This is a genomic window from Acidovorax sp. FG42, from assembly GCF_057809195.1.
Genome location: NZ_JBMDJM010000017.1, coordinates 58,601 through 82,643 on the forward strand (window position 1 = coordinate 58,601; position 24,043 = coordinate 82,643).

The 24,043-nt window shown below is 63.9% G+C and carries 23 protein-coding genes and 1 pseudogene; 9 read left to right on the forward strand and 15 right to left on the reverse strand.

The features are described from left to right. Nucleotides 1–35: 35 nt before the first annotated feature. The 3 genes from kdpB to kdpF are packed head-to-tail and all read right to left on the reverse strand — an operon-like array spanning nt 36 to nt 4,008. On the reverse strand, nt 36–2,102 hold the full coding sequence (gene kdpB / locus ACODSM_RS17155) for a potassium-transporting ATPase subunit KdpB (protein ID WP_488806299.1): 2,067 nt from the start codon (nt 2,100–2,102) through the stop codon (nt 36–38). Nucleotides 2,103–2,122: 20 nt separating this feature from the next. Next, entirely contained in the window at nt 2,123–3,916 is a 1,794-nt protein-coding gene (gene kdpA, locus ACODSM_RS17160) for a potassium-transporting ATPase subunit KdpA (RefSeq protein WP_488806300.1), read from the reverse strand. Beyond that, nucleotides 3,913–4,008 (reverse strand): K(+)-transporting ATPase subunit F, encoded by a 96-nt coding sequence (kdpF, locus tag ACODSM_RS17165; RefSeq protein WP_056062349.1) that lies wholly within the window; start codon nt 4,006–4,008, stop codon nt 3,913–3,915. Before kdpF ends, kdpA begins: the two co-directional genes overlap by 4 nt. Nucleotides 4,009–4,500: 492 nt before the next feature. On the opposite strand from kdpF, the gene ACODSM_RS17170 reads away from it, so the two are divergent. Beyond that, a complete protein-coding gene (locus ACODSM_RS17170; RefSeq protein WP_056062351.1) occupies nt 4,501–5,403 on the forward strand; it encodes a DMT family transporter in 903 nt (300 codons plus the stop codon). A 22-nt stretch (nt 5,404–5,425) separates the two neighbouring features. Here the strand turns inward: ACODSM_RS17170 and ACODSM_RS17175 are convergent, their stop codons facing one another. The 5 genes from ACODSM_RS17175 to lptF all read right to left on the reverse strand — a co-directional run bounded on the left by ACODSM_RS17175 (nt 5,426) and on the right by lptF (nt 10,280). Then, nucleotides 5,426–6,592: a pyridoxal phosphate-dependent aminotransferase gene (locus ACODSM_RS17175; protein ID WP_488806303.1), complete on the reverse strand. Its 1,167-nt coding sequence runs from the start codon at nt 6,590–6,592 to the stop codon at nt 5,426–5,428. Nucleotides 6,593–6,659: 67 nt separating this feature from the next. After that, nucleotides 6,660–7,601, reverse strand: a complete 942-nt coding sequence (locus ACODSM_RS17180) for a CysB family HTH-type transcriptional regulator (RefSeq protein ID WP_056062356.1) — start codon at nt 7,599–7,601, stop codon at nt 6,660–6,662. A gap of 72 nt (nt 7,602–7,673) precedes the next feature. Continuing rightward, complete coding sequence (locus tag ACODSM_RS17185) at nt 7,674–8,045, reverse strand: sirohydrochlorin chelatase (RefSeq protein WP_488806305.1); 372 nt, start codon at nt 8,043–8,045, stop codon at nt 7,674–7,676. 22 nt (nt 8,046–8,067) lie between these two features. Then, nucleotides 8,068–9,177, reverse strand: coding sequence for an LPS export ABC transporter permease LptG (lptG, locus tag ACODSM_RS17190; RefSeq protein ID WP_056062363.1), 1,110 nt, complete (start codon nt 9,175–9,177; stop codon nt 8,068–8,070). Further along, on the reverse strand, nt 9,174–10,280 hold the full coding sequence (lptF, locus tag ACODSM_RS17195; RefSeq protein WP_488806307.1) for an LPS export ABC transporter permease LptF: 1,107 nt from the start codon (nt 10,278–10,280) through the stop codon (nt 9,174–9,176). The genes lptG and lptF overlap by 4 nt, the downstream gene beginning before the upstream one ends. A gap of 23 nt (nt 10,281–10,303) precedes the next feature. Here lptF and ACODSM_RS17200 point away from each other — a divergent pair, with 23 nt between their 5' ends. From ACODSM_RS17200 to ACODSM_RS17220, 5 genes and pseudogenes are all read left to right on the forward strand, one after another. Beyond that, complete coding sequence (locus tag ACODSM_RS17200; RefSeq protein WP_488806309.1) at nt 10,304–11,860, forward strand: leucyl aminopeptidase; 1,557 nt, start codon at nt 10,304–10,306, stop codon at nt 11,858–11,860. A 7-nt stretch (nt 11,861–11,867) separates the two neighbouring features. After that, nucleotides 11,868–12,302: a DNA polymerase III subunit chi gene (locus ACODSM_RS17205; RefSeq protein ID WP_488806311.1), complete on the forward strand. Its 435-nt coding sequence runs from the start codon at nt 11,868–11,870 to the stop codon at nt 12,300–12,302. A gap of 344 nt (nt 12,303–12,646) precedes the next feature. Continuing rightward, nucleotides 12,647–12,898, forward strand: coding sequence for a hypothetical protein (locus ACODSM_RS17210; RefSeq protein ID WP_295941249.1), 252 nt, complete (start codon nt 12,647–12,649; stop codon nt 12,896–12,898). A 131-nt stretch (nt 12,899–13,029) separates the two neighbouring features. Further along, nucleotides 13,030–14,157: a branched-chain amino acid ABC transporter substrate-binding protein gene (locus ACODSM_RS17215; protein ID WP_060984712.1), complete on the forward strand. Its 1,128-nt coding sequence runs from the start codon at nt 13,030–13,032 to the stop codon at nt 14,155–14,157. Nucleotides 14,158–14,294: 137 nt separating this feature from the next. Then, nucleotides 14,295–15,554 (forward strand): annotated as a pseudogene (locus tag ACODSM_RS17220) (IS3 family transposase). 74 nt (nt 15,555–15,628) lie between these two features. Here the strand turns inward: ACODSM_RS17220 and ACODSM_RS17225 are convergent. Together ACODSM_RS17225 and lexA are read right to left on the reverse strand one after the other, a co-directional pair. Further along, complete coding sequence (locus tag ACODSM_RS17225) at nt 15,629–16,636, reverse strand: D-2-hydroxyacid dehydrogenase family protein (RefSeq protein ID WP_015014252.1); 1,008 nt, start codon at nt 16,634–16,636, stop codon at nt 15,629–15,631. Nucleotides 16,637–17,711: 1,075 nt separating this feature from the next. Then, on the reverse strand, nt 17,712–18,386 hold the full coding sequence (gene lexA, locus ACODSM_RS17230; protein ID WP_488806314.1) for a transcriptional repressor LexA: 675 nt from the start codon (nt 18,384–18,386) through the stop codon (nt 17,712–17,714). Between the two features lie 83 nt (nt 18,387–18,469). Here lexA and ACODSM_RS17235 point away from each other — a divergent pair, with 83 nt between their 5' ends. From ACODSM_RS17235 to ACODSM_RS17245, 3 genes are read left to right on the forward strand one after another with little or no spacing between them, the layout of a single operon-like run. Beyond that, nucleotides 18,470–19,429 carry an asparaginase gene (locus ACODSM_RS17235; RefSeq protein WP_488806315.1) on the forward strand — a complete coding sequence of 320 codons (960 nt, stop codon included), beginning with the start codon at nt 18,470–18,472 and terminating at the stop codon, nt 19,427–19,429. Between the two features lie 20 nt (nt 19,430–19,449). Further along, nucleotides 19,450–19,869, forward strand: coding sequence for a hypothetical protein (locus ACODSM_RS17240; protein ID WP_488806316.1), 420 nt, complete (start codon nt 19,450–19,452; stop codon nt 19,867–19,869). Between the two features lie 41 nt (nt 19,870–19,910). Continuing rightward, nucleotides 19,911–20,381 (forward strand): DUF6152 family protein, encoded by a 471-nt coding sequence (locus tag ACODSM_RS17245; protein WP_488806317.1) that lies wholly within the window; start codon nt 19,911–19,913, stop codon nt 20,379–20,381. A gap of 152 nt (nt 20,382–20,533) precedes the next feature. Here ACODSM_RS17245 and adk read toward each other — a convergent pair whose 3' ends face one another. The 5 genes from adk to ACODSM_RS17270 form a co-directional block, all read right to left on the reverse strand. After that, a complete protein-coding gene (gene adk / locus ACODSM_RS17250) occupies nt 20,534–21,190 on the reverse strand; it encodes an adenylate kinase (protein ID WP_015014247.1) in 657 nt (218 codons plus the stop codon). A gap of 253 nt (nt 21,191–21,443) precedes the next feature. Continuing rightward, nucleotides 21,444–22,283, reverse strand: a complete 840-nt coding sequence (kdsB, locus tag ACODSM_RS17255; RefSeq protein ID WP_488806319.1) for a 3-deoxy-manno-octulosonate cytidylyltransferase — start codon at nt 22,281–22,283, stop codon at nt 21,444–21,446. Then, entirely contained in the window at nt 22,280–22,462 is a 183-nt protein-coding gene (locus ACODSM_RS17260) for a Trm112 family protein (protein WP_056062396.1), read from the reverse strand. The genes kdsB and ACODSM_RS17260 overlap by 4 nt, the downstream gene beginning before the upstream one ends. A gap of 28 nt (nt 22,463–22,490) precedes the next feature. Further along, complete coding sequence (gene lpxK, locus ACODSM_RS17265; protein ID WP_488806321.1) at nt 22,491–23,600, reverse strand: tetraacyldisaccharide 4'-kinase; 1,110 nt, start codon at nt 23,598–23,600, stop codon at nt 22,491–22,493. A 5-nt stretch (nt 23,601–23,605) separates the two neighbouring features. Continuing rightward, nucleotides 23,606–24,040: an ExbD/TolR family protein gene (locus tag ACODSM_RS17270; protein WP_056062402.1), complete on the reverse strand. Its 435-nt coding sequence runs from the start codon at nt 24,038–24,040 to the stop codon at nt 23,606–23,608. Nucleotides 24,041–24,043: the final 3 nt, after the last annotated feature.

Consider the following 24,043-nt stretch of genomic DNA (forward strand, 5'->3'; position numbering starts at 1 on the left):
GTGATTAAGGCGCTGTGTTGGCGAATGGGCAGCGATCAGGTCAACCCGGCTGCGGCCAACACCATGTCAATCAGCTTGATGCCAATGAACGGCACCACCATGCCCCCCAGCCCATAAATGGCCAGGTTGCGGCGCAGCAGCGCGGCGGCACCCACTGCGCGGTAAGCCACGCCCTTCAAGGCCAGCGGGATCAAAAAGATGATGATCAGAGCGTTGAACACCACGGCGGACAAGATGGCCGACGAAGGGCTGGCGAGGTGCATGAAGTTGAGCGCCGACAGCTGCGGGTAGGTGGTGACGAAGGCCGCAGGGATGATGGCGAAGTACTTGGCGATGTCGTTGGCAATGCTGAAGGTGGTAAGCGAGCCGCGCGTCATCAGCATCTGCTTGCCGGTCTCCACGATCTCGATGAGCTTGGTGGGGTTGCTGTCCAGGTCTACCATGTTGCCCGCCTCCTTGGCGGCCTGGGTGCCGGTGTTCATGGCCACGGCCACGTCGGCCTGGGCCAGAGCGGGCGCATCGTTGGTGCCGTCGCCGGTCATGGCCACCAGCTGGCCATTGGCCTGGTAGCTGCGGATGAGCTGCAGCTTGGCCTCGGGTGTGGCCTCGGCCAGGAAGTCGTCCACACCCGCCTCGGCCGCAATCGCGGCGGCCGTCAGGCGGTTGTCGCCCGTCACCATCACGGTCTTGATGCCCATGCGGCGCAGCTCGGCAAAGCGCTCCTTGATGCCGCCCTTGACCACGTCTTTGAGCTCCACCACGCCCAGCACATGGGCACCATCGGCCACCACCAGCGGGGTGCTGCCACGGCGCGATACATCGTCCACCGCCGTCTGCACGGCGGTAGGAAAGCGCCCGCCCAGGGCCTCCACATGCTTGCGAATGGCATCTGCCGCGCCCTTGCGCAGCAGGCGGGGGCCGGGCAAGTCCACCCCGCTCATGCGGGTTTGCGCCGTAAAGGGCACAAACACCGCCTGCAGGCTGGAAAGGTCACGTTCGCGCAGGTTGAACTTCTGCTTGGCCAGCACCACGATGCTGCGGCCTTCGGGGGTTTCGTCGGCCAGCGATGCGAGCTGGGCGGCATCGGCCAATGCGGCATCGGTCACACCTGGCGCAGACACGAACTGGCTGGCCTGGCGGTTGCCCAGGGTGATGGTGCCGGTCTTGTCCAGCAGCAGCACGTCCACATCGCCCGCAGCCTCCACCGCGCGGCCCGAGGTGGCGATCACATTGGCCTGCATCATGCGGCTCATGCCCGCCACGCCAATGGCGCTGAGCAAGCCTGCAATGGTGGTGGGGATCAGGCACACCAGCAGCGCCACCAGCACCACCAGGCTCACAGGCTCGCCCGCGCCGCTGGCCTGCACGCTGAACAGCGAGAACGGCAGCAGCGTAACCACCACACCCAGGAACACGATGGTGAGCGCCACCAGCAGGATGGTCAGCGCGATCTCGTTGGGTGTCTTGTGGCGTTTGGCGTTCTCCACCATGGCGATCATGCGGTCGACAAAGGTCTCGCCAGGGTTCACGGCCACGCGCACCACGATCCAGTCGGACAGCACGCGGGTGCCGCCGGTCACGGCCGAGAAGTCGCCGCCGGATTCGCGGATCACCGGGGCCGATTCGCCCGTGATGGCACTTTCGTCCACCGACGCCACCCCGTCGATCACCTCGCCGTCGGCGGGAATGGTGTCACCGGCTTCCACCAGCACCACGTCGCCCTTGCGCAGGTGGGCGGCCTCCAGCGGCAGCCAGGTCATGGCAGTGCGTGGGGTGGTGCGGTCAAACTGGCCGTCCAGCTTTTTGGCCCAGGTCTGCTTTTTCAGGCCGCGCAGCGAGGCCGCCTGGGCCTTGCTGCGGCCTTCGGCCATGGCCTCGGCAAAGTTGGCGAACAGGACGGTGAACCACAGCCACAGGGCGACTGCAGCCGTGAAGCCCTCGGGCTTGCTGGCCGCCAGCGCGGTGGTGAAGGCGCTGCCCACGTACACCACAAACATCACCGGGTTGCGCCATTGCACGCGCGGGTCCAGCTTCTTGAAAGCCTCCAGCAGCGCGGGGCGTACCAGGGCGGGGTCAAACAGGGTCAATGTTTTGCGAGTCATCACAATCTCCCAGCCATTTCTTAACGGGGTGTGAGCACGAGATGCTCTACCACCGGGCCCAGCGCGAGGGCGGGCACATAGTTCAGCAACCCCACCAGCAGCACCACGCCCGCCAGCAGCGCCACAAACAGCGGGCCGTGGGTGGGCAAGGTGCCATCGGTGGCGGTAGCGCGCTTCTTGGCGGCGAGGGACCCAGCCATGGCCAGCACCGGCACGATCACGCCAAAGCGGCCCAACCACATGGCCACGGCCAGCAGCACGTTGTAGAAGGGGGTGTTGGCCGACAGGCCAGCGAAGGCGCTGCCGTTGTTGTTGGCGGCGGAAGACAGCGCGTACAGCACCTGGCTGAAGCCGTGTGCGCCAGGGTTGGAGAGGCCTGCGCGGCCTGCCTCGCTCATCACCGCCACGGCCGTGCCCAGCAGCACCAGCAGGGGCGTGACCAGGATGGCGATGGAGACGAGCTTCATCTCATGCGTCTCGATTTTCTTGCCCAGGTACTCGGGCGTGCGGCCAATCATCAGTCCGGCGATGAACACCGCCATGATGGCGAACACCAGCATGCCGTACAGGCCCGAGCCGACACCGCCAAACACCACTTCTCCCATCTGCATCAGCACCATGGGCACCATGCCGCCCAGGGGCGTGAAGCTGTCGTGCATGGCAATCACCGCGCCGCAGCTGGCGGCTGTGGTGATCACTGCGAACAGGGCCGAGGTGGCGATGCCAAAGCGCGTTTCTTTGCCTTCCATGTTGCCGCCCGCCTGCAAGGCGCTGGCGGCCTGGTCCACACCCAGCGATGAAAGCAGCGGGTTGCCTTGCTGCTCGAACGCGGTGGCGGCTACCACTGCGACCACGAAGAGCAGACTCATCGTTGCCAGAATCGTCCAACCCTGGCGCTCATCGCCCACCATGCGGCCAAACACCAGGCACAGCGCGGCGGGGATGAGGTAGATCGCCAGCATCTGCAACAGGTTGCTCGCGGCCGAGGGGTTCTCGAACGGGTGGGCCGAGTTGGCGTTGAAGAAGCCGCCACCGTTGGTGCCCAGCATCTTGATGGCCAACTGCGAGGCCACGGGGCCCATGGCCAGCGTCTGCGTGGCTTGCGTGGCGGGTTCCATCACCGGGGCGCCCTGGGCGTCCAACACCGGCTGGCCCGCGCCATCGAGCTTGGGCGCGTCGTAGTGCACGGGCTCCAGCGTCTGCACCTCGGTGTAAGGCGACATGTTCTGGATCACGCCCTGGCCTGCAAACACCACGGCCAACACCAGCGACAGGGGCAGCAGCACCCACAGCGTGGCGCGGGTCAGGTCGGCCCACACATTGCCAATGGATTGTGCTGAGTGCCTTGAAAAGCCACGCACCAGCGCGATGACCACCACCAAGCCCGTGGCGGCAGACAGAAAGTTCTGCACCGTCAGCGCCAGCATCTGCGTGAGGTAGCTCATGGTGCTCTCGCCGCCATAGCCTTGCCAGTTGGTGTTGGTGACAAAGCTGATGGCGGTGTTGAAGGCCGAATCGGGTGCCACCGCAGCCATGCCCTGAGGGTTGAGCGGCAGCACGGCTTGCCAGCGCTGCAGCGCATACACCGCCAGCACGCCCAGGCCATTGAACACCAGCAGGCCCAGCGTGTAGCGCAGCCAGCCGGTTTCCTCATCGGGCCGCACGCCTGCCAGTTGGAATAGTGGGCCTTCCAGCCTCCGTCCCAGCGCAAAGCGGCCGGCCATCACGGTGTCGATGTAACGCGCCAGCGGCCAAGCCAGCGCCAGCAGCAGTGCCAAAAACACCGCCAATTGCAGCCAGGCACCGGTGCTCATGAAAAGTCCTCCGGCCGCAGCAGTACGGCGATCAGGTACACCAAAAGCGCAGCGGCGAGCACGGCCGCCAGAATCATCCAGCCGCTGGTCATGACCGTCCCCCTTGTGCTTGGCGTTGCAGCAGCGCGCAACCCTTGGCCAAGCCATAGACGGCCAGCCAGAGCAGGCCTCCCACCGCCATCAATATCCAGTCCATAGCGTCCTCCTTGAGACATGGACCGATGCTAGGAACGGCCGCATCAAGATGGGCGCAAGAGTGCGGTGTGGGGTATCAAGATCGCATCAAGATGCGCGGGCGCCAGGTCTGGTTGGCAGAAAGATGTATGACAGTTTGCTATTGAATTTATAGCTGTATGCGCATGATATTCAAGCGCTACAGACCATTTCTATTCAGAGTTTTGCCTTGAAGCGCGGGTTTACTGGTTCTCGCACCGGTTTCGGGCGTCAGCACGCCCGGCAGGTGTGGCGCACCTTGAGGTCTGTCCGTTCTCCCAACGGGTCATTAGAGAACGCTCACATTGGCCTGCAGCAAAAGCGCTCGCAAGCTGCGATCATCCCCAACCTGCATCACGCTTCTGTTCTCCATGACCCAGGCCACACCGCTCCGTCCCAGCGCTTCCAGTCCGCTCGATTCTTTCGTCCCTCTGCTGTTTGTGGCGCTCTGGAGCACCGGCTTTATCGGCGCCAAGCTGGGGCTGCCGTATGTGGAGCCGCTGACCTTTCTGGCGCTGCGGTTTGCCATCGTCATCGTGCTCATGCTCGCGGTGGTGGCCGTAGCCCGTGCACCCTGGCCGCCGTCGGGCAGGGCCTGGCTGCACATCGGGGTGTCGGGCCTGCTGGTGCACGGCGTGTACCTGGGCGGTGTGTTCATGGCCATCGGGCACGGGCTGCCGTCGGGCATCACAGCGCTGGTGGTGGGCTTGCAGCCGCTGCTGACAGCCCTGGTGGCCGGGGCTTTGCTGGGCGAGAAGGTGCGGCCTGCCCAATGGGCGGGCCTGGCCCTGGGCTTCACCGGCGTGGCGCTGGTGGTGGCCGGCAAGGTGGCTACCGTGCCGGCGGGTGCTTTGCTGGGCATGCTGCTGCCGGCGGTGGTCGCGCTGCTGGGCATCACGGCGGGCACGCTGTACCAGAAGCGGTTTTGCCCCTCGTTCGACTTGCGCACGGGCTCGGTGATCCAGTACCTGCCGTGTGCGGTGGCCATGGCTGCGGTCGCCTACGCCACCGAATCCATGGCCATATCGTGGACCGGCGAGTTTGTGTTTGCGCTGGGCTGGCTGGTGCTGGTGCTCTCACTGGGGGCCGTGAGCCTGTTGAACCTGCTCATCCGCCGGGGCGGCGCGGTCAATGTGGCCAGCCTGTTCTACCTGACCCCGCCCACCACAGCGCTGATCGCCTGGGCGATGTTTGGCGAGACGCTCAGCGGCTGGGCGCTGGCGGGGATGGCGCTGGCGGCTGCGGGGGTGTGGCTGGCGCGGCAGACGAAGTAAGAGCCCTGGAGGGCCCTGCGGATCAGAGCTTGCGCAGCCGCTCCAGCGCGGCGCGCAGCGTCTCGTCCTTCTTGGCGAAGCAGAACCGCACCACACGCTGGTCAAACCCGTCGCCATAAAACGCCGACAACGGAATCGCCGCCACGCCCACCTCGCGGGTGAGCCACTGGCAGAAATCGGCCTCGTTCAAATCGCTGATCGCCGAAATGTCCACGCACTGGAAGTAACTGCCCGTGCTGGGCAGCAGCTTGAAACGCGAGCCTGCCAAGCCCTCGCGGAACAGGTCGCGCTTGGCCTGGTAGAACGCGGGCAGCTGCAGGTAGGGCGTGGGGTCTTGCAGGTAGGCAGCCAGCCCGTGCTGCACGGGGGTGTTGACGGTGAACACGTTGAACTGGTGCACCTTGCGGAACTCGGCCGTCAGGGCCGCGGGGGCGGCCACGGTGCCGACCTTCCAGCCGGTGACATGGAAGGTCTTGCCAAAGCTCGACACGATGAAGGCACGCGCGGCGAGGCCGGGAAAGCGTGCGGCGCTCTGGTGCTCGGCACCGTCGAACACCATGTGTTCGTACACCTCGTCGCTGATGAGCAGGATGTCGGTGGGGGCGAGCAGGTCTTCCAACTGGCGCATTTCCTCGGCCGTCCAGATGGTGGCGCTGGGGTTGTGCGGGCTGTTGACGAGGATGGCGCGGGTGCGGGGCGTGATGGCCGCGCTGATCTTGGCAAAGTCAGGGCGGAAGGTGCCGGGCGTGAGCGGTACGCGTACGGCCTTGCCACCGGCCAGCTCGATGTTCGGTACATAGCTGTCGTAGCAGGGGTCGAGCACGATCACCTCGTCGCCCGCGTGCACGATGGCCAGGATGGCGGTGATGATGGCCTGCGTGGCGCCAGCCGTGATGGTGATTTCGGTGTTGGGGTTGTAGGCGCGCCCGTGCAGCGCCTCGATCTTGCGGGCCACGGCTTCGCGCAGGGCGGGCACACCGGTCATGGGCGGGTACTGGTTGTGGCCGGCTTGCATGGCGGCGGTGACGGCGTTCACCAGCTCGGGCGCGCATTCAAAGTCAGGAAAGCCCTGGCCCAGGTTCACCGCCTTGTGTTCGGTGGCCAGCGCCGACATCACGGTGAAGATGGTGGTGCCGACGTTGGGCAGCTTGCTGGGGAAGGCGGGTGTGCGGGCGGTGGTGGAGGTCATGGCGCAGCAGCGTGGAAAACGAGGAAATTCTGGAAGGGTTCAGGGTGCTTCTGGGGCTGGACGGAGGTCACAGCTCGTAGTCGTTGACATGGCCCGTCATCGCGCGGGCAATCAGCTCGCGGCTCAGGCGGTCGCTGAGCAGCTCGGCAAACTTGTAGACAAAGTTGCGCAGGTAGGCGCCGCGCTTGAAGGCCACGCGGGCCACGCTCTGCCCGAACAGGTGGCCCACGGGGCGCACGGCCAGGTCGCCCACCGGGTCATCGCGCATGGCCATCTCGGCCACGATGCCGATGCCCAGGCCCAGGCGCACATAGGTCTTGATCACGTCAGAGTCGATGGCTTCGAGCACGATGCGGGGCGTGAGCTTGCGCGCTGCGAAGGCGTGGTCGATCTTGCCGCGCCCGGTGAATGAGGGGTGGTAGGTGATCAGCGCTTCGTGCGCGAGGTCGTCCAGACCGATGCGTTCCTTTTGCGCCAGAGGGTGGTCGTTGGGCACCACCAGCACGTGCTGCCATTCGTAGCAGGGCAGGGTGACGAGTTCGGGGTAGTCGGCCAGGGATTCGGTGGCCATGCCGATCTCGGCCACCTCGTCGATGATCATGCGGGCCACTTCGTGCGGCGTGGCCTGGTGCAGGCTCACGTTGACCTTGGGGTAGGCCTCGCGCAGGCGGGCCACAGGCACCGGTAGCACATAGCGCGCCTGGGTGTGGGTGGTGGCGATGCTGAGGGTTCCGCTGTCTTGCGCGCTGAACTGCTCGCCAATGCGCTTCAGGTTACCCACCTCGCGCATTATGACTTCGATGCTTTTGAGCACATGCTGGCCGGGCTCGGTGATGCGCTTGAGGCGTTTGCCGTGCCGGGCGAAGATGTCAACGCCCAGTTCTTCTTCCAGCTCGATGATGGCTTTGGAGACGCCTGGCTGCGAGGTATGCAGGGCCTTGGCGGCCTCGGTCAGGTTGAGGTTGCGGCGCGCAGCCTCTTGAACGAAGCGGAATTGGTGCAGATTCATATCGAATATCGCCTAAAGGATTGCATCATTATGCTGCAGTCGTCTAAGCGAATGAACCGCACCCCAGAAATTTCAGAGCGGCGGGCTTTCGCAGGCGATCTCTGCCATCAAGGCCGTCATGCGTGGATCCTCCCCTATGGCGGCCTGGACGTGGAATTGCACGGCGGGGTGGGTGGTGCGCAGCTCCTGCACCAGCAGGGGCAAATCCTCCCGGGCGTGTTTGCCGGTGCCCAGAAACATCGGAACCACTGTGACGACGGTGGCCCCATCGGCCACCAATTGCCGGACGGCGTCCGGCAGGGCGGGTTCACACAGTTCCAGGTAGGCACAGATGGCCCGGCGGTCCGGACTTTGGGAGGCAATGCGCGTTGCGACTGCCTCCATGGGGGCGCGCCACAGGGTGTCTCGGGACCCGTGGGCAAACAGGACGATGGCGTGGGTCATGGGTCGGGGCGAGGTCAGGGTGTCAGCGTCTCAGCACCAGCCAGCCAAAGGCCGCCAGCGAGAGCAGGGAGTAGATCAGGCCGGGCGCCGCCGCTGTCAGCCATGGCGACCAGTTTTGCAGGTTGCCCGCATAGCCAAAGACGTTGTTGAGCAGGAAGAAGCTGATGCCCGCCATCACGCCGCCGAACACGTAGCCCGCGATGCCGCCCGAGCGGAAATGCAGGTACGCAAAAGGCAGCGCCAGCACCACCATCACCAGACAGCTCAAGGGGTAGAACACCTTGCGCCAGAACTCGATCTCGTACTTCTGGGCGGACTGGCCGTTGGCGTTCAGGTGCCGAATGAACTGAAAGAGGTCCAGGGTGGCCATGCGGTCGGGCTTGAGCAAAGAGGCTGCCACCATGTCGGCACTGATCTTGGTCGGCCACTGCAGGGAGGGGCTTTCCAGGTGCTCCACGCGGGCCTCGTTCTTGTCGCTTTGCTGTTCAAAGTGACTACGCTGCACCTTCTCCAGGGTCCACGCTCCATCCGAGCCGAACTGCCCTGACGCGGCCCGCGTCTGCGACGCCAGGCGGCCCTTGTCGTCAAACTCGAAGATGCGCACGTCCAGCATGCCGCCATTGGGGGTGAGCGCGCGCACGTTGACGGCAAAGGAGTGGTCTTCCTGCCGCTCTTTGAGCCATGCGCCCGTGGCCCCAGCTGTCAGCCGCCCCAGGTAGCGCACCTTGATGAGCTGGGCGGTGCGGTCCGTCAGGGGGGCCAGGTAGTCACCGACAGCAAAGGTCAGCAGCACGAAGACGCCACCCAGCGTGAGCAGGGTGCGCAGCGCCCGCCAGGGGCCCATGCCGCTGGTGCGCATGATGGTGAACTCCGAGCTTTGGGCCAGGCGGGCCATCACAAAGATGGTGCCGATCAGCACGGTGATGGGCAGCAGTTCATACAGATGGCTGGGAATGCTGAGCACCACAAACAGCAGCGCGTGCGATAGCTGGTAGCCATCCTCCCCCGCACGGCCCACCCAGCGGAGCTCATCCACCAGGTCAAAAAAGAAGAACAGGGCCAGAAAGCCCACAGTGACGAAGGTGACGGCGCCCAGCGCCTCACGGTGGATCAGGCGGCGGATGGTTTTCATGCGGACTGCCCTCCGGTGCGCAGGGACTGCCATAGCCGGCCCATCGTCCATTGGTTGTGTCGGACAGCAAGCACCAGCAGTGAGGCCGTCAGCATGCCGCCGTGCAGCAGCAGCATGAAACTGGTCAGGCCCAGCCGGTCCGCGCCCACCCAGCTCTGGCCCAGGGTCATGAGGTTGTAGTAAACGATGAAGGCAAACAGCGCAAACACCATGCTCGTGCTGCGCGCTGCGCGTGGGTTGACGCTGGCCACGGCCAGACCCAGCAGCACAAAGTTGAGCGCGGCCAGTGCCAGGCCGAGGCGCCAGCCCAGCTCGGCGCGGTAGGCCGGCACCGGCCGCATCACGAGGTCGTAGGTCGTGCGTGTCTTCACCGCCAGTTCTTCCGCCGCACCTGGGGCTGCACTACCGATGCGGGTGCCGTACAGGCTGAACTCGCTGATCTTCACGCCTGGCTTGTCCCGCGAGGTCTCCAGGCGCTGACCGTCGCTCAGCAGGGCCATGCGTTCACCGCCCTGGGTCTCCAGCCGGGCGCTGCGGGCGGAGGTGACGGATTCGCGTTTGCCGTCATTGGCGGCAATGAAGACGTTGTTGGCGGCCTGCGTGTCGGGGGTGTCCTTTTCGATGAAGAACACCCGGCTGCCGTTGGACGACTCCTGGAACTCGCCCGGTGCAATGCGGTCGATGTCGCTGCGCTGCTCGTAGCGGGTCTTGAGCTCCTGGATCTGGGAGTTGGCCCAGGGCCACACCAGCAGCGACAGTACGGCAATCACCACCATCACCGGCCAGGCAAAGCGCAGCAGGGGTCGCACCAGACTGATGAGGCCGCGCCCGCTGGCGAACCAGATCACCATTTCGCTGTCGCGGTACATGCGCGATAGCGTGCCGACCACCGCAATGAACAGACTGAGGCTGAGAATGGTGGGCAATTGCCCCAAGACGGTGAAGCCCATGACGAGCATCACGTCGGACGGGCTGACGCTGCCCTTGGAGGCCTGGCCCAGCGTGCGGATGAGCATCATGGTCATGACCACGGTCACCAGCACCACAAGGGTCGCGCCGAAGCTGCGCGCCAGCTCCTTGCGGATGGATGAATCGAATAACATTGGCTGGAAGGAAAACACCAATTATGAACTTTGATCTCAAGACCCTTGAACTTGCTGCGGCAGCCTCGGAGAAATGTGACCTGCTGATCGTCCTGCTTCCCGAGGGCTTCAAGCCGGGCAAGGACGCGCTGTCTGCCCTGGCAGCCCTGGCGCTCAAGAACGGAGATCTGACCACCAAAGCCGGTAAACACCTGCAGCTCTACCAGGTGCCTGCCGTCGCAGCCCGCCGCGTGGTGCTGGTGGGCTTAGGTGATGGCTCGGCGCGCGCAACGCGCCAGGCGCTGCAGTCGCTAGGCGGCGCCATCAAGGCGCCACACACCAAGCGCGTGGTGCTGTGTTTCGCGGGCGAGGCCCAGGCGGCGGCCGTCAGCGCTGCTGTTCAGGCCGTGGCAGACGTGAGCTATGTGTACACCACCACCAAGACCAAGGTGGAGGCACGCAGCCTGAGCCGCTGCGTGGTGGGCGTGCCGGATGCGGCCAGCGCGCGTGACGGGTTTGACAGCGGTGTGGCCTTGGTGGCTGGCGTGGAGTTTGCGCGGGAATGGGGCAACCGCCCGGCCAACCATGCCACCCCCAGCCTGCTGGCTGACGCGGCCAAAACCCTCGCCAAGCTGCCACGCATCCAGTGCAAGGTGCATGGCCCCGCAGAGGTGGCGCGCCTAGGCATGGGCGCTTTCATGGCGGTGGCCAAGGGCTCTGAAGAGCCGCTGCGTTTCATCGAGCTGCGCTACAACGGCGCGGCCAAGGACCAGGCGCCCATCGTTCTGGTGGGCAAAGGCATCACCTTTGACACCGGCGGTATCTCGATCAAGCCCGCGCCCGAGATGGACGAGATGAAGTTCGACATGTGCGGCGCTGCCAGCGTGCTGGGCACCTTCCGCGCGCTGGGAGAGTTGCAGCCTGCCGTCAATGTGGTGGGCCTGATCCCCGCGTGCGAAAACATGCCCGACGGGCGCGCCGTCAAGCCGGGTGATGTGGTCACCAGCATGAGCGGGCAGACCATCGAGATTTTGAACACCGATGCAGAAGGGCGCCTGGTGTTGTGCGATGCGTTGACCTACGCCGCGCGATTCAAGCCTGCCGCGGTGGTGGATATCGCCACACTGACGGGTGCCTGCGTGATCGCGTTGGGCGGCGTGCGCAGCGGCCTGTTCGCCAACAACGATGGTCTGGCGGAGTCTTTGCAGGCGGCCGGCGAAGCCGCGCAAGACCTTTGCTGGCGCATGCCCCTGGATGACGACTATGCGGACGGCCTCAAGAGCAACTTTGCCGACATGGGCAATGTGGCTGGCCGTGCGGGCGGTTCCATCACTGCAGCCAAGTTCTTGCAAAAGTTCGTGGGCGACATGCCATGGGCGCACTTGGACATTGCAGGCACCGCGTGGAAAGGCGGCGCGGCCAAGGGTTCTACCGGCCGGCCCGTGGGTCTGCTGGTGCACTATGTGCTCGAACAGTCCAGGTCGCAGGTCCGTACGGCAAAGGCCCCTAAGTCCACGTCGCGCTCTGCGACCAGCAAGGCGGCTACGGGCACTGCCCGCAAGCCTGCCGCTAAGCGGCCCGCTGGCAGCAAGTCTGCCTGACCGTGCCATGACCGATGTGGCCTTTCACTTCAATGCGCCCGACAAGCTGGCGTATGCATGCCGGTTCTCGCGCAAGGTGCAGCGCAGCGGAGCCCGCCTGGTCATCGCAGCGCCGGCGGACGCGCTCCAGACGCTGGACCGCATGCTCTGGCTGATGGCCCCCCAGGACTTTGTGGCCCATTGCCACGCCGATGCTGACGAAGAGCTGGTTCAGGCTTCGCCGGTATTGCTGGCGCAAGATGCACGCTTGGCGCCGCACCACGAAGTCTTGCTGAATCTTCATGCAGAAGTGCCCGAGGGTTTTGGCCGGTTTGACCGCCTGGTGGAAGTCGTGAGTGCCCAGGACGAAGCCGACCGTGCCCAGGCGCGCACGCGGTGGCGCCATTACGCGTCCCGCGGCTATGCCATTACCCGCCACGATCTGGTGCTGAAAGCGGGCTGATGGCGCTCCCCCCCAAGACCCCTCCGCGTTTCGTACCCACGCTCACCGAAGTGGTGCAAGTGCCCGACGCCGCATCCCCGGCGCAGGGCGCTACGAATCCAGCAGCGCGTATGACAGTTCTTTCTCCATCGCAGTCGGCTGCGCTTGCAAAGGCAGCTCCGCCCGCAGTGCGGCCTGCTCCGATGCAACAGGGCAGTGCGCCAGTCGCTGTGGCGCGTCCTGTCGCTCCGCCCTTGGTTGCGCCACCACCGGTGGTTTCTCCTCAAGCGTCTCGCGCTGCGGCTTCATCTGCCCAGCAACGCCCATCAACCTTCGCTGCGGCCACTTCCGTAGGGATGCCTCCGGTGTCCGCGCCTGTTGCAGCCCGCGCTTTGCCCGAAGGGATGGAGGAATACATGGTGCACCGCGTCATGCAGCGTGTGGATGTGGTGCTCGATCAGCGCCTTCGCGAGGCAATCGCCACAGTGGTGCAGGAGCAGACGCGTTCGGTACTGCCACGCCTGCGCGAAGAGATCGAATCAGTGGTTCGGCATGCGGTGTATGAAGCCGTGGCTGACGAGTTGGCCAGTGGTGCGCCGCCTCCGCCAAAGGGATGACAGGGTATTCCCCTGTGGTTTCTCTCGCGTTTAATCGTGTTCCCTAATGATCTGGCCCGTAAATTGCGATATGTTCGCCTGCGTTGAGACACAAGAAGATTCTCAGCGTTTATCTTTACTGGAGATTTGATATGCAATTGAAGTTGAAACTGACCGTGGTTGCTGCTATCGCGGCTGTTGCTGGTGTGGCCTCTGCACAAGAGCAGGTGGTCAAGATCGGCCACGTGGCTCCGGTTTCCGGCGCCCAAGCCCACTACGGCAAGGACAACGAAAATGGCGCCCGCATGGCCATTGAAGAGCTGAACGCTCAAGGCGTCACCATCGGCGGCAAGAAGATCAAATTCGAGCTGCAGGCTGAAGATGACGCTGCCGATCCAAAGCAGGGCACTGCTGCCGCACAAAAGCTGTGCGACTCCAAGGTCGTTGGCGTTGTCGGCCACCTCAACTCCGGTACCACGATTCCCGCCTCCAAGGTGTACAACGATTGCGGCATCCCCATGGTGACGGGCGCTGCAACCAACCCCAACCTGACCAAGCCTGGCTACAAGACCACGTTCCGTATCATCGCCAACGACAACGCCCTGGGCGCTGGTTTGGCGTTCTACGCTGTGGACACGCTGAAGCTCAAGACCGTTGCGATCATCGATGACCGTACGGCTTACGGCCAAGGCGTTGCCGACGTGTTCAAGAAGACCGCTACGGCCAAGGGCATGAAGGTGGTGGACGAGCAGTTCACGACCGACAAGGCCACCGACTTCATGGCGATCTTGACCGCCATCAAGGCCAAGAACCCCGACGCTATCTTCTACGGCGGCATGGACCCTCAAGCCGGTCCCATGCTGCGCCAGATGGAGCAACTGGGCATGGCCAACGTCAAGTACTTCGGTGGTGACGGCGTTTGCACGTCTGAAATCGCCAAGCTGGCTGCTGGCGCCAAGACCCTGGCCAACGTGATCTGCGCCGAAGGCGGCTCCTCGCTGGCCAAGATGCCTGGCGGCACCGCCTGGAAGGCCAAGTACGACGCCAAGTACCCTGGCCAGTTCCAGGTCTACAGCCCCTACACCTATGACGCCACGTTCCTGCTGGTGGACGCCATGAAGCGCGCCAACTCCGTGGACCCCAAGGTGTACGTGAACGAACTGGCTAAGGCCAACTTCAAGGGCGTGACTTCTACCATCGCCTTCGAGCCCAACGGCGAAATGAAGAACCCAGCCATCACGCTGTACGTCTACAAGGACGGCAAGAAGACACCTCTGTAATTGGAGTGTGGCTCGCTGCTGCAGGGTGCAATGCCCTGCAGCCATCAAAAAAGGCTTCCCTCGGGAAGCCTTTTTGTTGTCGCTGACTCGTCCTGAATGAGGTTGACACCTTTCTGTTCATCGGAAAGGAAAGTCAAATGGATCAATGGGTTAAGAGAACGCAGAAGGACTACACGCTGGCCTTTAAGCTGGCAGTGGTGGATCAGGTAGAAAGAGGGGAGCTGACGTACGGGCAAGCTCAGGAGCGCTACGGGATCCAGGGGGCCTCGACCGTATTGGTCTGGCTGCGCAAGCATGGCCGCTAAGACTGGAGGGCTGCATCATCGGGCTCCAAAGGAGCCGTCCCCATGCAAGAGCCCGTCAAGCCGCTGACACCCGAGCAGCGCATCAAGGATGCTGGAAGTGCAGCTGAAGCAGGTGTAGGGGAAAGCGCAGTTCTTCGAGGCGGTGGTCCATGTGCTTAAGCGCGACCATGGGGTAACCGTCACAAAAAAGCCTGCTGGCAAGTCCTCCAAGAAAAGCTTGTCTAAGGGCTGAGCGTTGTGAGGGCTTGCCAGTACATGGGTATCAGCCGGCAGGCGCACTACAAGGCCCTGGCCTGTCAGCGGCTGCGAGATGAGCAACGGGCCAGCGTGGTGGCCATGGTCGATGAGAAGCGGCGGCACCAGCCGCGCATCGGCACACGCAAGCTGCACTTCATCCTGAAGGCGCCGCTGCAGCACGCGGGCATCAAGCTCGGTCGTGATGCTTTGTTCGACATCCTGCGTCACGAACGGATGCTGGTCTTGCCCAAACGGTCGTACCACAAGAGAACTAACAGCCACCATCGCTTCCGGCGTCATCCCAACCTGCTCAAAGAGGCCGCGACCAAGGTGGCGCCTAGCGGCTGCGAACAGCTGTGGGTGGCCGATATTACGTACCTGCCTACCAAAGAAAAGCCTGCTTACCTGAGCCTGGTAACGGATACCTATTCCCGCAAGATCGTGGGCTGGCACGTACATGAAGGGCTGGAAACTGCCCAGGTCAGCCAGGCGCTGAAAATGGCCCTGCGCTACCGGCAGACCAGCCAGCGACTGGTGCACCACTCCGATCGGGGCATCCCGTACTGTTCGGCACAGTACCAGCGCATCCATGCTCTCCATGCGATCACCTGCTCGATGACCGATGGGTACGACTGCCACCAGAATGCCTTGGCAGAACGGATCAACGGCATCCTGAAGATGGAATTCCTGCTGCACCGCCCCGCAAACCTGGAGCAAGCCAGGACCATGGTGAGGGAGTCAGTGCGCATGTACAACGAGCAACGGCCCCACCTGTCCCTAGAATACAAAACGCCCGATGCGGTGCACCGGGCGTCTCTTGCAAGCCAACTACGGCTAGGGCTCAGTCCCGCATAGGTGTCAACCTATTCCAGGACGGGTCACGCGCGTAGCCAATTCCTTAATTGGAGTTGGCAGATGAGCACTAGCCGTTAGCGCCTCACCTGCAGTGAGCCCGGGTTCACGATGTTGGTGGGTGTGCCTTTGATGAAGTTCACCACGTTGTCAAAAGCTGCACCAAAGTATAGCTCATAGCTGTCCTGCTCCACGTACCCGATATGTGGCGTGCAGATGCAGTTTTCGAGACGGAGCAGGGCATGGCCTTGCAGGATGGGTTCGCTCTCGAACACATCCACCGCTGCCAGGCCTGGACGACCCCGGTTGAGGGCCGCGATCAGTGCGTCCGGCTCGATCAGTTCTGCACGTGATGTATTGACCAGCAGCGAAGTGGGCTTCATGCACGAGAGATCTTCGAGCGAGATGATGCCGCGCGTCTCGTCGTTCAGGCGCAGGTGCAAAGAGATCACGTCGCATTGCGAGAAGAACTCTTCCCGCGTGGCCGCAGCCTGATAACCGTCTGTCAGCGCCTGCGCGCGCGATGCTTCACGGCCCCAGACGCGCACGTTCATGCCAAACGCGCGTCCGTACCCAGCCACCAATTGACCAATGCGGCCATAGCCCCAGATACCCAGGGTCTTCCCCCTCAGCACGTTGCCAATCCCGAAGTTGGCAGGCATCGAGGCGGTCTTGAGACCAGACTGCTGCCAGGCGCCATGCTTGAGGTTGGAGATGTACTGGGGCAGTCGGCGCATGGAGGCCATCACCAGGGCCCAGGTCAGCTCAGCCGGTGCCACAGGGGACCCCACCCCCTCTGCCACGGCAATGCCGCGCTCGGTACATGCCGCCACATCAATGTGGCTGCCAATCTTGCCGGTTTGTGCAATGAGCTTGAGCCGAGGGAGCTTCTCGACCAATTGGCGCGTGATCTGGGTCCGTTCACGGATCAGCACGATAATGTCTGCATCTTTGAGCCGCACCGAAAGCTGCCCCAGCCCCTTGACTGTGTTGGTGTAGACCTTGGCGGTGTATGCGTCGAGCCGCGATGCGCAATGCAGCTTGCGCACTGCATCCTGGTAATCGTCGAGGATCACAATGTTCATCCCGACATTGTGCCTTGGCGGGCGCAGGGAAGAGCCACCTGAGCCCTGTGGGCAAGCCAAAGTCTCCAATTTTTGGTGACGGAGTGCTGCGCAGATACCGGAAATAGCCGCATCACTTCGCACGACCGCACGATTGGCGCAGGCTGGCGTCAGTGTTTGGTGTCGATCAAGATCTGGTAAGGCTCTGCACCAGCCTTGGGGCTGTGGGGACGGTCCTAACACCCCTCATCGGCGGTAGCTCCGTAGTCTGAAGACGAGGCCGCCACAGTGGTCGGTACGCAGGAGCGTTTGCCACCTTAGGCGCCCGCAATGTCCAGTAAATCAGGCCCTGAGAGCCTCGGATGCCGCCAAACGGTCCAGCTCTGCGCAGACGTCTGCCATGCGGCCTGCAATCACCAGGCGTCCGGTACTTGCGGCATCAGAAGTCCGGCGCAGCACTTTGGTTGTTCGTGGGCTGCAGGATGTCGTCCCCACCGCTGATAGGAAAGCTTGCCGTTTGCTGCCTGCGATGTGCGTTGGCAGAAAGGAGCGGTGTGTGTCGGGCGAACGGGCTGGACTTTCTGGCGTTCGTGCAGGTGGTTTGGCCGTAAAAGGCCAGTTCCCGCGAGGAGCGCGTGGTCCCTGGTGCTGTTCAGCACGATGAAGTGCGGCAACGTCTGCAGCCCGTCTTTGCGAAATAAAGGGCGATGCATTCCCAAATTCAGTGGGCTCTCTCGTCACTGCTTGCGCTAGCAGGACCGTCCTACCTGCGGGCGTTTGCTCCGCACTCGCAAACAGCCTTTTGAGGCGGCGAACAGGGCTCTGCAGGGCAGAAAGGGTGAACAAAGCAATTCCCATGTGAAAACTCCGAAAGTCGGGGGTTGAACATAGGCAGGATTGCAAAGTGGCTGAGTACCAGAACACCCAAAAGCAGCGCGAGACCATCCCCTGCGGTGCAGGCAGCTGCCCCGCCGATTCATCACACATAGCTTGGGAGTTGTTGGCACTCAACGGGACCCGCATCGCAGGGCTGGTGTACTGATCAGAATCTGTCCACCAAACGCCCGCCACCCACGGTGCGGCCCCTGAGCGCGTGCTACATCAGCATGGTGTTGCGGATAAGGCCCACTGCCAGGCCTTCGATCTCGAAGGGCTCACCCGGCTGCACCACGATCACGGGATAGTCTGGGTTTTCGGGCAACAATTCAATGGCGTTGGCGGTGCGGCGAAGGCGCTTGACAGTGACGTCGTCACCCAGGCGGGCGACGATGATCTGGCCGTTGCGGGCTTCGCGAGTGGACTGAACGGCCAGCAAATCGCCATCCATGATGCCCGCGTCACGCATGGACATGCCCCGCACCTTGAGCAGGTAATCGGGCTTGTGCTGGAAGAGCCTGTTTTCTACGCTGTAGGTCTGGTCTACATGTTCCTGCGCGAGAATGGGCGACCCCGCAGCCACCCGTCCCACCAAAGGCAAGACCAGTTGCGACAGGCCCGGGATGGGCAGGCTGAACTGGCTGCCGCGCGCGGCGTTGATGGAGCGCACCGTGTCGCTGCGCAGGCGGATGCCCCGCGAGGTGCCACTGACCAGCTCAATCACCCCTTTACGGGCCAGTGCCTGAAGGTGTTCTTCGGCCGCGTTGGCTGACTTGAAACCCAGCTCGGCCGCGATTTCTGCGCGGGTGGGAGGCGCGCCGGTGCGTGCGATAGCGGTCTGGATGAGATCCAGAATCTGCTGCTGGCGGGCGGTGAGTTTGGGGTTGTCGAGCATGGTGGTTTCCGGTGCGGGCGGTTACAGTGATGAATAACTGTTTTTTAATCCAGTAACTGTATTTTTCACCAGTTTTTCGGAGTATGCAAGTGAGTGGGCAAAAAATTGTGGTTTTGGGCACCGGTGGCACGATTGCGGGCACCTCGGCCCAAGCGGGGGACAACATTGGCTACACCGCCGCGCAGGTGGGCGTGGAACAACTGCTGACGGCCGTGCCCGGTCTGCAGGCTCTGGCAGGTGGCGCCTTGGTTGCAGAGCAAGTTGCGCAGATCGACAGCAAGGACATGGATGGTGAGGTGTGGCGCACGCTGGCATCGCGTTGCGCCCACCATTTGAATGACTCGGAGGTGAGGGGGGTGGTCATCACCCACGGTACGGACACCCTGGAAGAAACGGCGTGGTTCTTGCACGAAGTGCTGGATGCCGCCAAGCCCGTGGTTCTGACCTGCGCGATGCGGCCTGCCACAGCCTTGACCCCCGATGGCCCCCAGAACCTGCTGGACGCGGTGGCAACGGCATTGGCACCCGGTGCAACGGGTGTGCTGGCCGTTGCGGCGGGTGAAGTGCATGGCGCACGGCATGTGCAAAAAGTGCATCCCTACCGCGTCAATGCCTTCAGCTCGGGGGATGCTGGACCTCTGGGGTGGGTGGAAGAAAGTGTGGTCCGTTGGGCATGCAATGGCCCAGTAGTGCCGGTAAATAATGCCGTTGGTGCTATGAATAATATAGTGAGCGCTGCGACTTGGCCGTGGGTGGAAATCGTCATGAACCATGCGGGGGCATCGGGCAGGGCGGTGGATGCGCTGGTGCGAGAGGGCGTGCAGGGCCTGGTGGTGGCCTGCACCGGCAATGGCACGATCCACCACGATTTGGAGGCCGCTTTGGTGCGCGCGCAGAACGCCGGAGTGCGGGTGGTGCGCTCCACCCGCTGCGCGGAGGGGCAGGTGCTGCCCAAGCCGGGTGATGTGCTTCCCGCCTCGCAGGGCCTGTCGCCGGTGAAGGCGCGGGTTGCCCTGATGCTGGATTTGCTGCGGATGCATTGATCTAAAAAGGGCCGGCAGCCGTGTTCACCGCACTCAAGACACACGCCTGGGCGTACCCCGCGCTGGAGGTCGTCCACATCATCGGTATTGCGTTGCTGCTGGGCAATCTGCTGCTGCTGGAGGTGCGGGTCTTCGGACGTGGTGCGGCATTGCCGGTGAAAGACCTCGCGCGGCTCGGTCTCGCAGTGGCGCTGTGCGGCTTCGGATTGGCCGCAGCGTCGGGGCTGCTGATGTTTGCCACCCAGTCTGCGGAGCTGCTCAGCAACCGCGCCTTCACCTTGAAGATGCTGTTGTTAATGCTTGCGGGCTGTAACGCGGCGTGGTTTCATGCACGCGGTTCGCTTGCAAGCCTGGATGGGTTGGCACGCTTGCAGATGCTGGTGTCCACCGTGATCTGGCTGTCGGTGGTGGCCTGTGGCCGCTGGATTGCGTACCTTTGATATGACCCCTTGAACCGGGTTTTATTCCTACGGGAGTCTTTATGGGCTTGCAACGTCGTCATGTGCTGATCGCCGCGAGTGCCTTGCCTTTGGGGGCACACGCGCACCACGGCTGGAGCAGTTTTGATGCGGACCGACCGCTGTATCTGGAGGGCACAGCGCGCAAGGTGCGGTGGCAAAACCCGCATGCAGAGCTGGAGCTCGAATTGCCCGCTGCGCTCCGGTTGCCTCCAGATCTTGCCCAGCGGCCTGTGCCTGCACAGACCGCGCCGGTGGACGGACGCGCACTACTGGCCAAAACCGTGCTGCCCACCCGCAAGGACCGGGTCTGGGAGGTTGAGCTGGCTCCGTTGACCCGCATGCAGGCCTGGCTGGTGCCAGAGATCAAGCCGGGTACGGCCGTGTCGGTGGTGGGCTTTGGCCTGCGAGATGAAAAGGGTGAGGCAGTGCTGCGCGCCGAATACCTGTTTGTGGACGGCAAGGCCTACGGGTTACGGTCCAGCCCCGCCTGAGCCCAGGCACGTGCCCGCAGCGGGCGGTTGTCGCGGCCACCGCGCGGCAGGGCGGCCCATGAAAAAAGCGACGCCCTGGTGCGGTGCGTCGCTTTCAGGAGGCTTGACTGCCCAACGTGCGTCAGGCGGATCTTGGCCCTTGGTTCATTGCATCAGCTGGCCAGCGCCTGCAGCGCGCGCGCAGTGATCTCGTCCACGCTGCCCGTACCGCTGATGGCGCGGTACTTGGGCGCTGCGGCGGGTTCGGCCTTGGCCCAGTTGCTGTAGTAGTCCACCAGGGGGCGCGTCTGGTCGCTGTAGACCTGCAGGCGCTTCTTGACGGTTTCTTCCTTGTCGTCTTCGCGCTGGATCAGTTCTTCACCGGTCACGTCATCCTTGCCTTCGACCTTGGGTGGGTTGAACTTGACGTGGTAGGTCCGGCCGCTGGCCGGGTGCGAGCGGCGGCCGCTCATACGTTCGATGATGGCGTCAAAGGGCACATCGATTTCGAGCACGTAGTCGAGCTTGACGCCGGCGGCCTTCATGGCGTCGGCCTGGGGAATGGTGCGGGGGAAGCCGTCAAACAGGAAGCCGTTGGCGCAGTCTGGCTGCGTTATGCGCTCCTTGACGAGACCGATGATGATGTCGTCGCTGACCAGGGCGCCCGAGTCCATCACGGCCTTGGCCTGCAGGCCCAAGGGGGTGCCAGCCTTGACGGCGGCACGCAGCATGTCGCCGGTGGAGATCTGGGGGATGCCGTACTTCTGGCAGATGAATGTGGCTTGCGTGCCCTTTCCGGCGCCAGGCGCGCCCAACAGAATCAGTCTCATGGATGTCCTCGAAGGTTAGAAATCGGGTGGCGCCGCTGGCGGGGACGTTCGAAGGGCGCCTGTAGCCGTTCTGTGCGCCCGGGATGCGGTGCTCTCGTTACAGTTGAGGATAGCATGTGACCACCTTGCGCGGACTTACATGGGTGACCGTTTCTAGGTCGGTGCCTCCATGGGAGCGCTGCAAGGGTCATCTGTGCGACCCCGGATGCATCCAACATGCACGCCAACGCGGATCGTTGGCGGCTGAAAACTGTCAGCGAAACAGCGCGCGGACCCGCTCCAGGTCCTCCGGTGTGTCCACGCCAGGGCCCGGCGCCGCGTCTGCCAGGTGAACGGCGATGCGGTGGCCGTGCCACAGTGCACGGAGCTGTTCCAGCGCCTCGATGGCCTCGGTCGGCGCAGGCGCCAATTGTGGAAACTCCCGCAGAAACCCCGCGCGATAGCTGTAGATCCCAACGTGGCGTAGCGGTGCAAAGCCTTGCAGTGCCTTCACGCCGGGCTGGGCGGCCTGTGCTGCACCCTGCCACCAGGCCGTGCCAGTATGGTCGCGCCCAAAAGGGATGGGCGCGCGGCTGAAGTAATGGGCCAGGCCCCGCGCGTCCAGCACCACCTTCACCACGTTGGGGTTGGTGTAGTCGGCCAGGGACGCGATGGCATGGGCGGCGGTGCCCATGCTGGCTCCAGGGCGCTGGCCGTATTGACCATCTCGATCTTGCAGCAGGGCGGCCACTGCATTGATGAGCGCGGGGTCTATCAGGGGCTCGTCGCCCTGCACGTTGACAACGATATCGTCACCCTGCAGCCCCAGTTGTGTGCAGGCCTCGGCCAGCCGGTCACTGCCGCTGGCGTGGTCGGCGCGGGTCATGACGGCATCCACACCATGGACTGCGCAGGCTTGCAGGATGCGGGCGTCGTCTGCAGCCACCACCACGCGGACTGCGGCGCTCTGCGCAGCGCGCTGGGCTACGCGCACCACCATGGGCAGGCCCGCAATGTCGGCCAGGGGCTTGTCGGGCAAGCGGCTCGACGCCATGCGTGCCGGTATCAGCACGGTGAAGGGGCTGTGGGCTGCGGGGGGCACGGGGGCGCTCACTGCTCCAGTTCCTCGTCGGTCAGGGTGCGGGCTTCGTTCTCCAGCAGCACCGGGATTCCGTCGCGCACCGGGTAGGCCAGCCGCGCGCTGCGCGAGACGAGTTCCTGAGCCTCGCGGTCATACGTCAAAGGGCCTTTGGTGACGGGGCAGACCAGCAGTTCAAGCAGTTTTGGGTCCATGGGGGAGAGGCTTTCCGGGTGGGTTCGTTCAGGCAGGGGCAGATGATAGCGGCGGCTTCTTGCCTCCTGGGCTGGGATTGATCTGGTTCAGCCAGTCATCCAGGGCAACAAAAAAGCGCGGGTCCAGCTGCGTGGCCAGCGGCACAGCCAGAGCGTCCGGATGGCGCGCCCAGAGCTTCACCGCGTCCTTTTCTGTGCAAACTAGCCGTAAGCGCTGGTCGGATATGCGCTGCCAGCTATAAAAATCATAGTGATCGGGTAAGGCCTCGGTGTGCTCCAGCGTCAGGCGCTGGGTGCGCAACATGGCAAAGAACTCGGCGGGTCGGGCCACAGCGGCCACCGCATGCAGGGGCTGCCCTTGCAGTTGTGCCAGTGGCACGTGGTGGCCGTCCGATTGCACGGCATAGGGCGCCAGGCTGCGTTGGAGGGCAAATGCCAGCGCTGTGGTGCCGCGCGGCGGTGCGCTGCCTGCATGCAGCACCATGTCCACGGGGCGGGGCCAGGGCTCCCGCAGCGGGCCTGCGGGCAGCAGAAAGCCGTTGCCGATGCCTCGGTCGTTGAAAATGCAGATTTCCAGGTCACGCCGCAGTGCCAGGTGCTGCAAGCCGTCGTCGCAGACGATCACGTCGGTGTAGGGGTGGGCCGCTAGTAGCGCACGTGCGGCGGTGATGCGCCGTGGGGCCACATACACGGGCACTACGCTGGCACCTGCCACGCTGCGGGCAATCAAGGCCGGCTCGTCGCCCACCTCGCTGGCGGGGCTGTCGGGTTGCACGGCACGGCAGTCTTGTGTACTGCGACCGTAACCGCGCGAGATCACGCCCGGGCGCAGACCACGCGCCTGCAAGTGTTTGACGAGTGCGATGACCACCGGGGTCTTGCCGGCGCCTCCAGCAATCACGTTGCCCACCACGATGACAGGGCGGCCCGGGTGTTCGGAGCGAAGCCAGCTCCTGCGGTACAGCCAGCGGCGCAGGGCTACCAAGGCGCCATACATCAGGGAGACGGGCCATAACGCCCATGCCGCTGGACCCCGGGATTGCCAGATGTTTAGCAGCCGTTGTTCGGCCGTGGCAGAGGAGGGAGAGGAGGCCTGCGGGGCCGAAGCCCGGGGCGGCTGCGGCCCGGAAGCGGCCATGCCCGTCAGCGGCTGGCCGCGCGGCCCGACGCGGACGACTGCGTGGCAAACGTGATCTGCGTGAGGCCCACGCGGCGCGCGGCTTCCATCACAGTGACCACGGACTGGTGTGGCGACATGGCGTCGGCGCTGATGATGACCACGCTGTCGCGGCCTGCGGTGGCGGCACTGCGCAGAGCCTGGGCGATGGCATCCACGCTTTTGCCTTCCACGCCGGTCTTGTTGACGGCGTAGCGACCGTCTGCGGCCACCGACACGATCACTTCCTTGGGGTGGTCGCGCTGTTGCTCGGCATCGGCTACGGGCAGGGTGAGCTGCAACTCCGTGAACTTGCTGTAGGTGGTGGTGAGCATCAGAAAGATGAGGATCACCAGCAGCACGTCGATGAACGGGATCAGGTTGATCTCGGGCTCATCCTTGGCGCGGGGGCGAAAGTTCATGGC

Excerpts from the sequence above, each read along its gene's own strand:
- kdpB (WP_488806299.1), bottom strand. The coding sequence starts at position 2,102 with ATGACTCGCAAAACATTGACCCTGTTTGACCCCGCCCTGGTACGCCCC.
- kdpA (WP_488806300.1), bottom strand. The coding sequence starts at position 3,916 with ATGAGCACCGGTGCCTGGCTGCAATTGGCGGTGTTTTTGGCACTGCTG.
- kdpF (WP_056062349.1), bottom strand. The coding sequence starts at position 4,008 with ATGACCAGCGGCTGGATGATTCTGGCGGCCGTGCTCGCCGCTGCGCTT.
- ACODSM_RS17170 (WP_056062351.1), top strand. The coding sequence starts at position 4,501 with ATGACCCAGGCCACACCGCTCCGTCCCAGCGCTTCCAGTCCGCTCGAT.
- ACODSM_RS17175 (WP_488806303.1), bottom strand. The coding sequence starts at position 6,592 with ATGACCTCCACCACCGCCCGCACACCCGCCTTCCCCAGCAAGCTGCCC.
- ACODSM_RS17180 (WP_056062356.1), bottom strand. The coding sequence starts at position 7,601 with ATGAATCTGCACCAATTCCGCTTCGTTCAAGAGGCTGCGCGCCGCAAC.
- ACODSM_RS17185 (WP_488806305.1), bottom strand. The coding sequence starts at position 8,045 with ATGACCCACGCCATCGTCCTGTTTGCCCACGGGTCCCGAGACACCCTG.
- lptG (WP_056062363.1), bottom strand. The coding sequence starts at position 9,177 with ATGAAAACCATCCGCCGCCTGATCCACCGTGAGGCGCTGGGCGCCGTC.
- lptF (WP_488806307.1), bottom strand. The coding sequence starts at position 10,280 with ATGTTATTCGATTCATCCATCCGCAAGGAGCTGGCGCGCAGCTTCGGC.
- ACODSM_RS17200 (WP_488806309.1), top strand. The coding sequence starts at position 10,304 with ATGAACTTTGATCTCAAGACCCTTGAACTTGCTGCGGCAGCCTCGGAG.
- ACODSM_RS17205 (WP_488806311.1), top strand. The coding sequence starts at position 11,868 with ATGACCGATGTGGCCTTTCACTTCAATGCGCCCGACAAGCTGGCGTAT.
- ACODSM_RS17215 (WP_060984712.1), top strand. The coding sequence starts at position 13,030 with ATGCAATTGAAGTTGAAACTGACCGTGGTTGCTGCTATCGCGGCTGTT.
- ACODSM_RS17225 (WP_015014252.1), bottom strand. The coding sequence starts at position 16,636 with ATGAACATTGTGATCCTCGACGATTACCAGGATGCAGTGCGCAAGCTG.
- lexA (WP_488806314.1), bottom strand. The coding sequence starts at position 18,386 with ATGCTCGACAACCCCAAACTCACCGCCCGCCAGCAGCAGATTCTGGAT.
- ACODSM_RS17235 (WP_488806315.1), top strand. The coding sequence starts at position 18,470 with ATGCAAGTGAGTGGGCAAAAAATTGTGGTTTTGGGCACCGGTGGCACG.
- ACODSM_RS17245 (WP_488806317.1), top strand. The coding sequence starts at position 19,911 with ATGGGCTTGCAACGTCGTCATGTGCTGATCGCCGCGAGTGCCTTGCCT.
- adk (WP_015014247.1), bottom strand. The coding sequence starts at position 21,190 with ATGAGACTGATTCTGTTGGGCGCGCCTGGCGCCGGAAAGGGCACGCAA.
- ACODSM_RS17260 (WP_056062396.1), bottom strand. The coding sequence starts at position 22,462 with ATGGACCCAAAACTGCTTGAACTGCTGGTCTGCCCCGTCACCAAAGGC.
- lpxK (WP_488806321.1), bottom strand. The coding sequence starts at position 23,600 with ATGGCCGCTTCCGGGCCGCAGCCGCCCCGGGCTTCGGCCCCGCAGGCC.
- ACODSM_RS17270 (WP_056062402.1), bottom strand. The coding sequence starts at position 24,040 with ATGAACTTTCGCCCCCGCGCCAAGGATGAGCCCGAGATCAACCTGATC.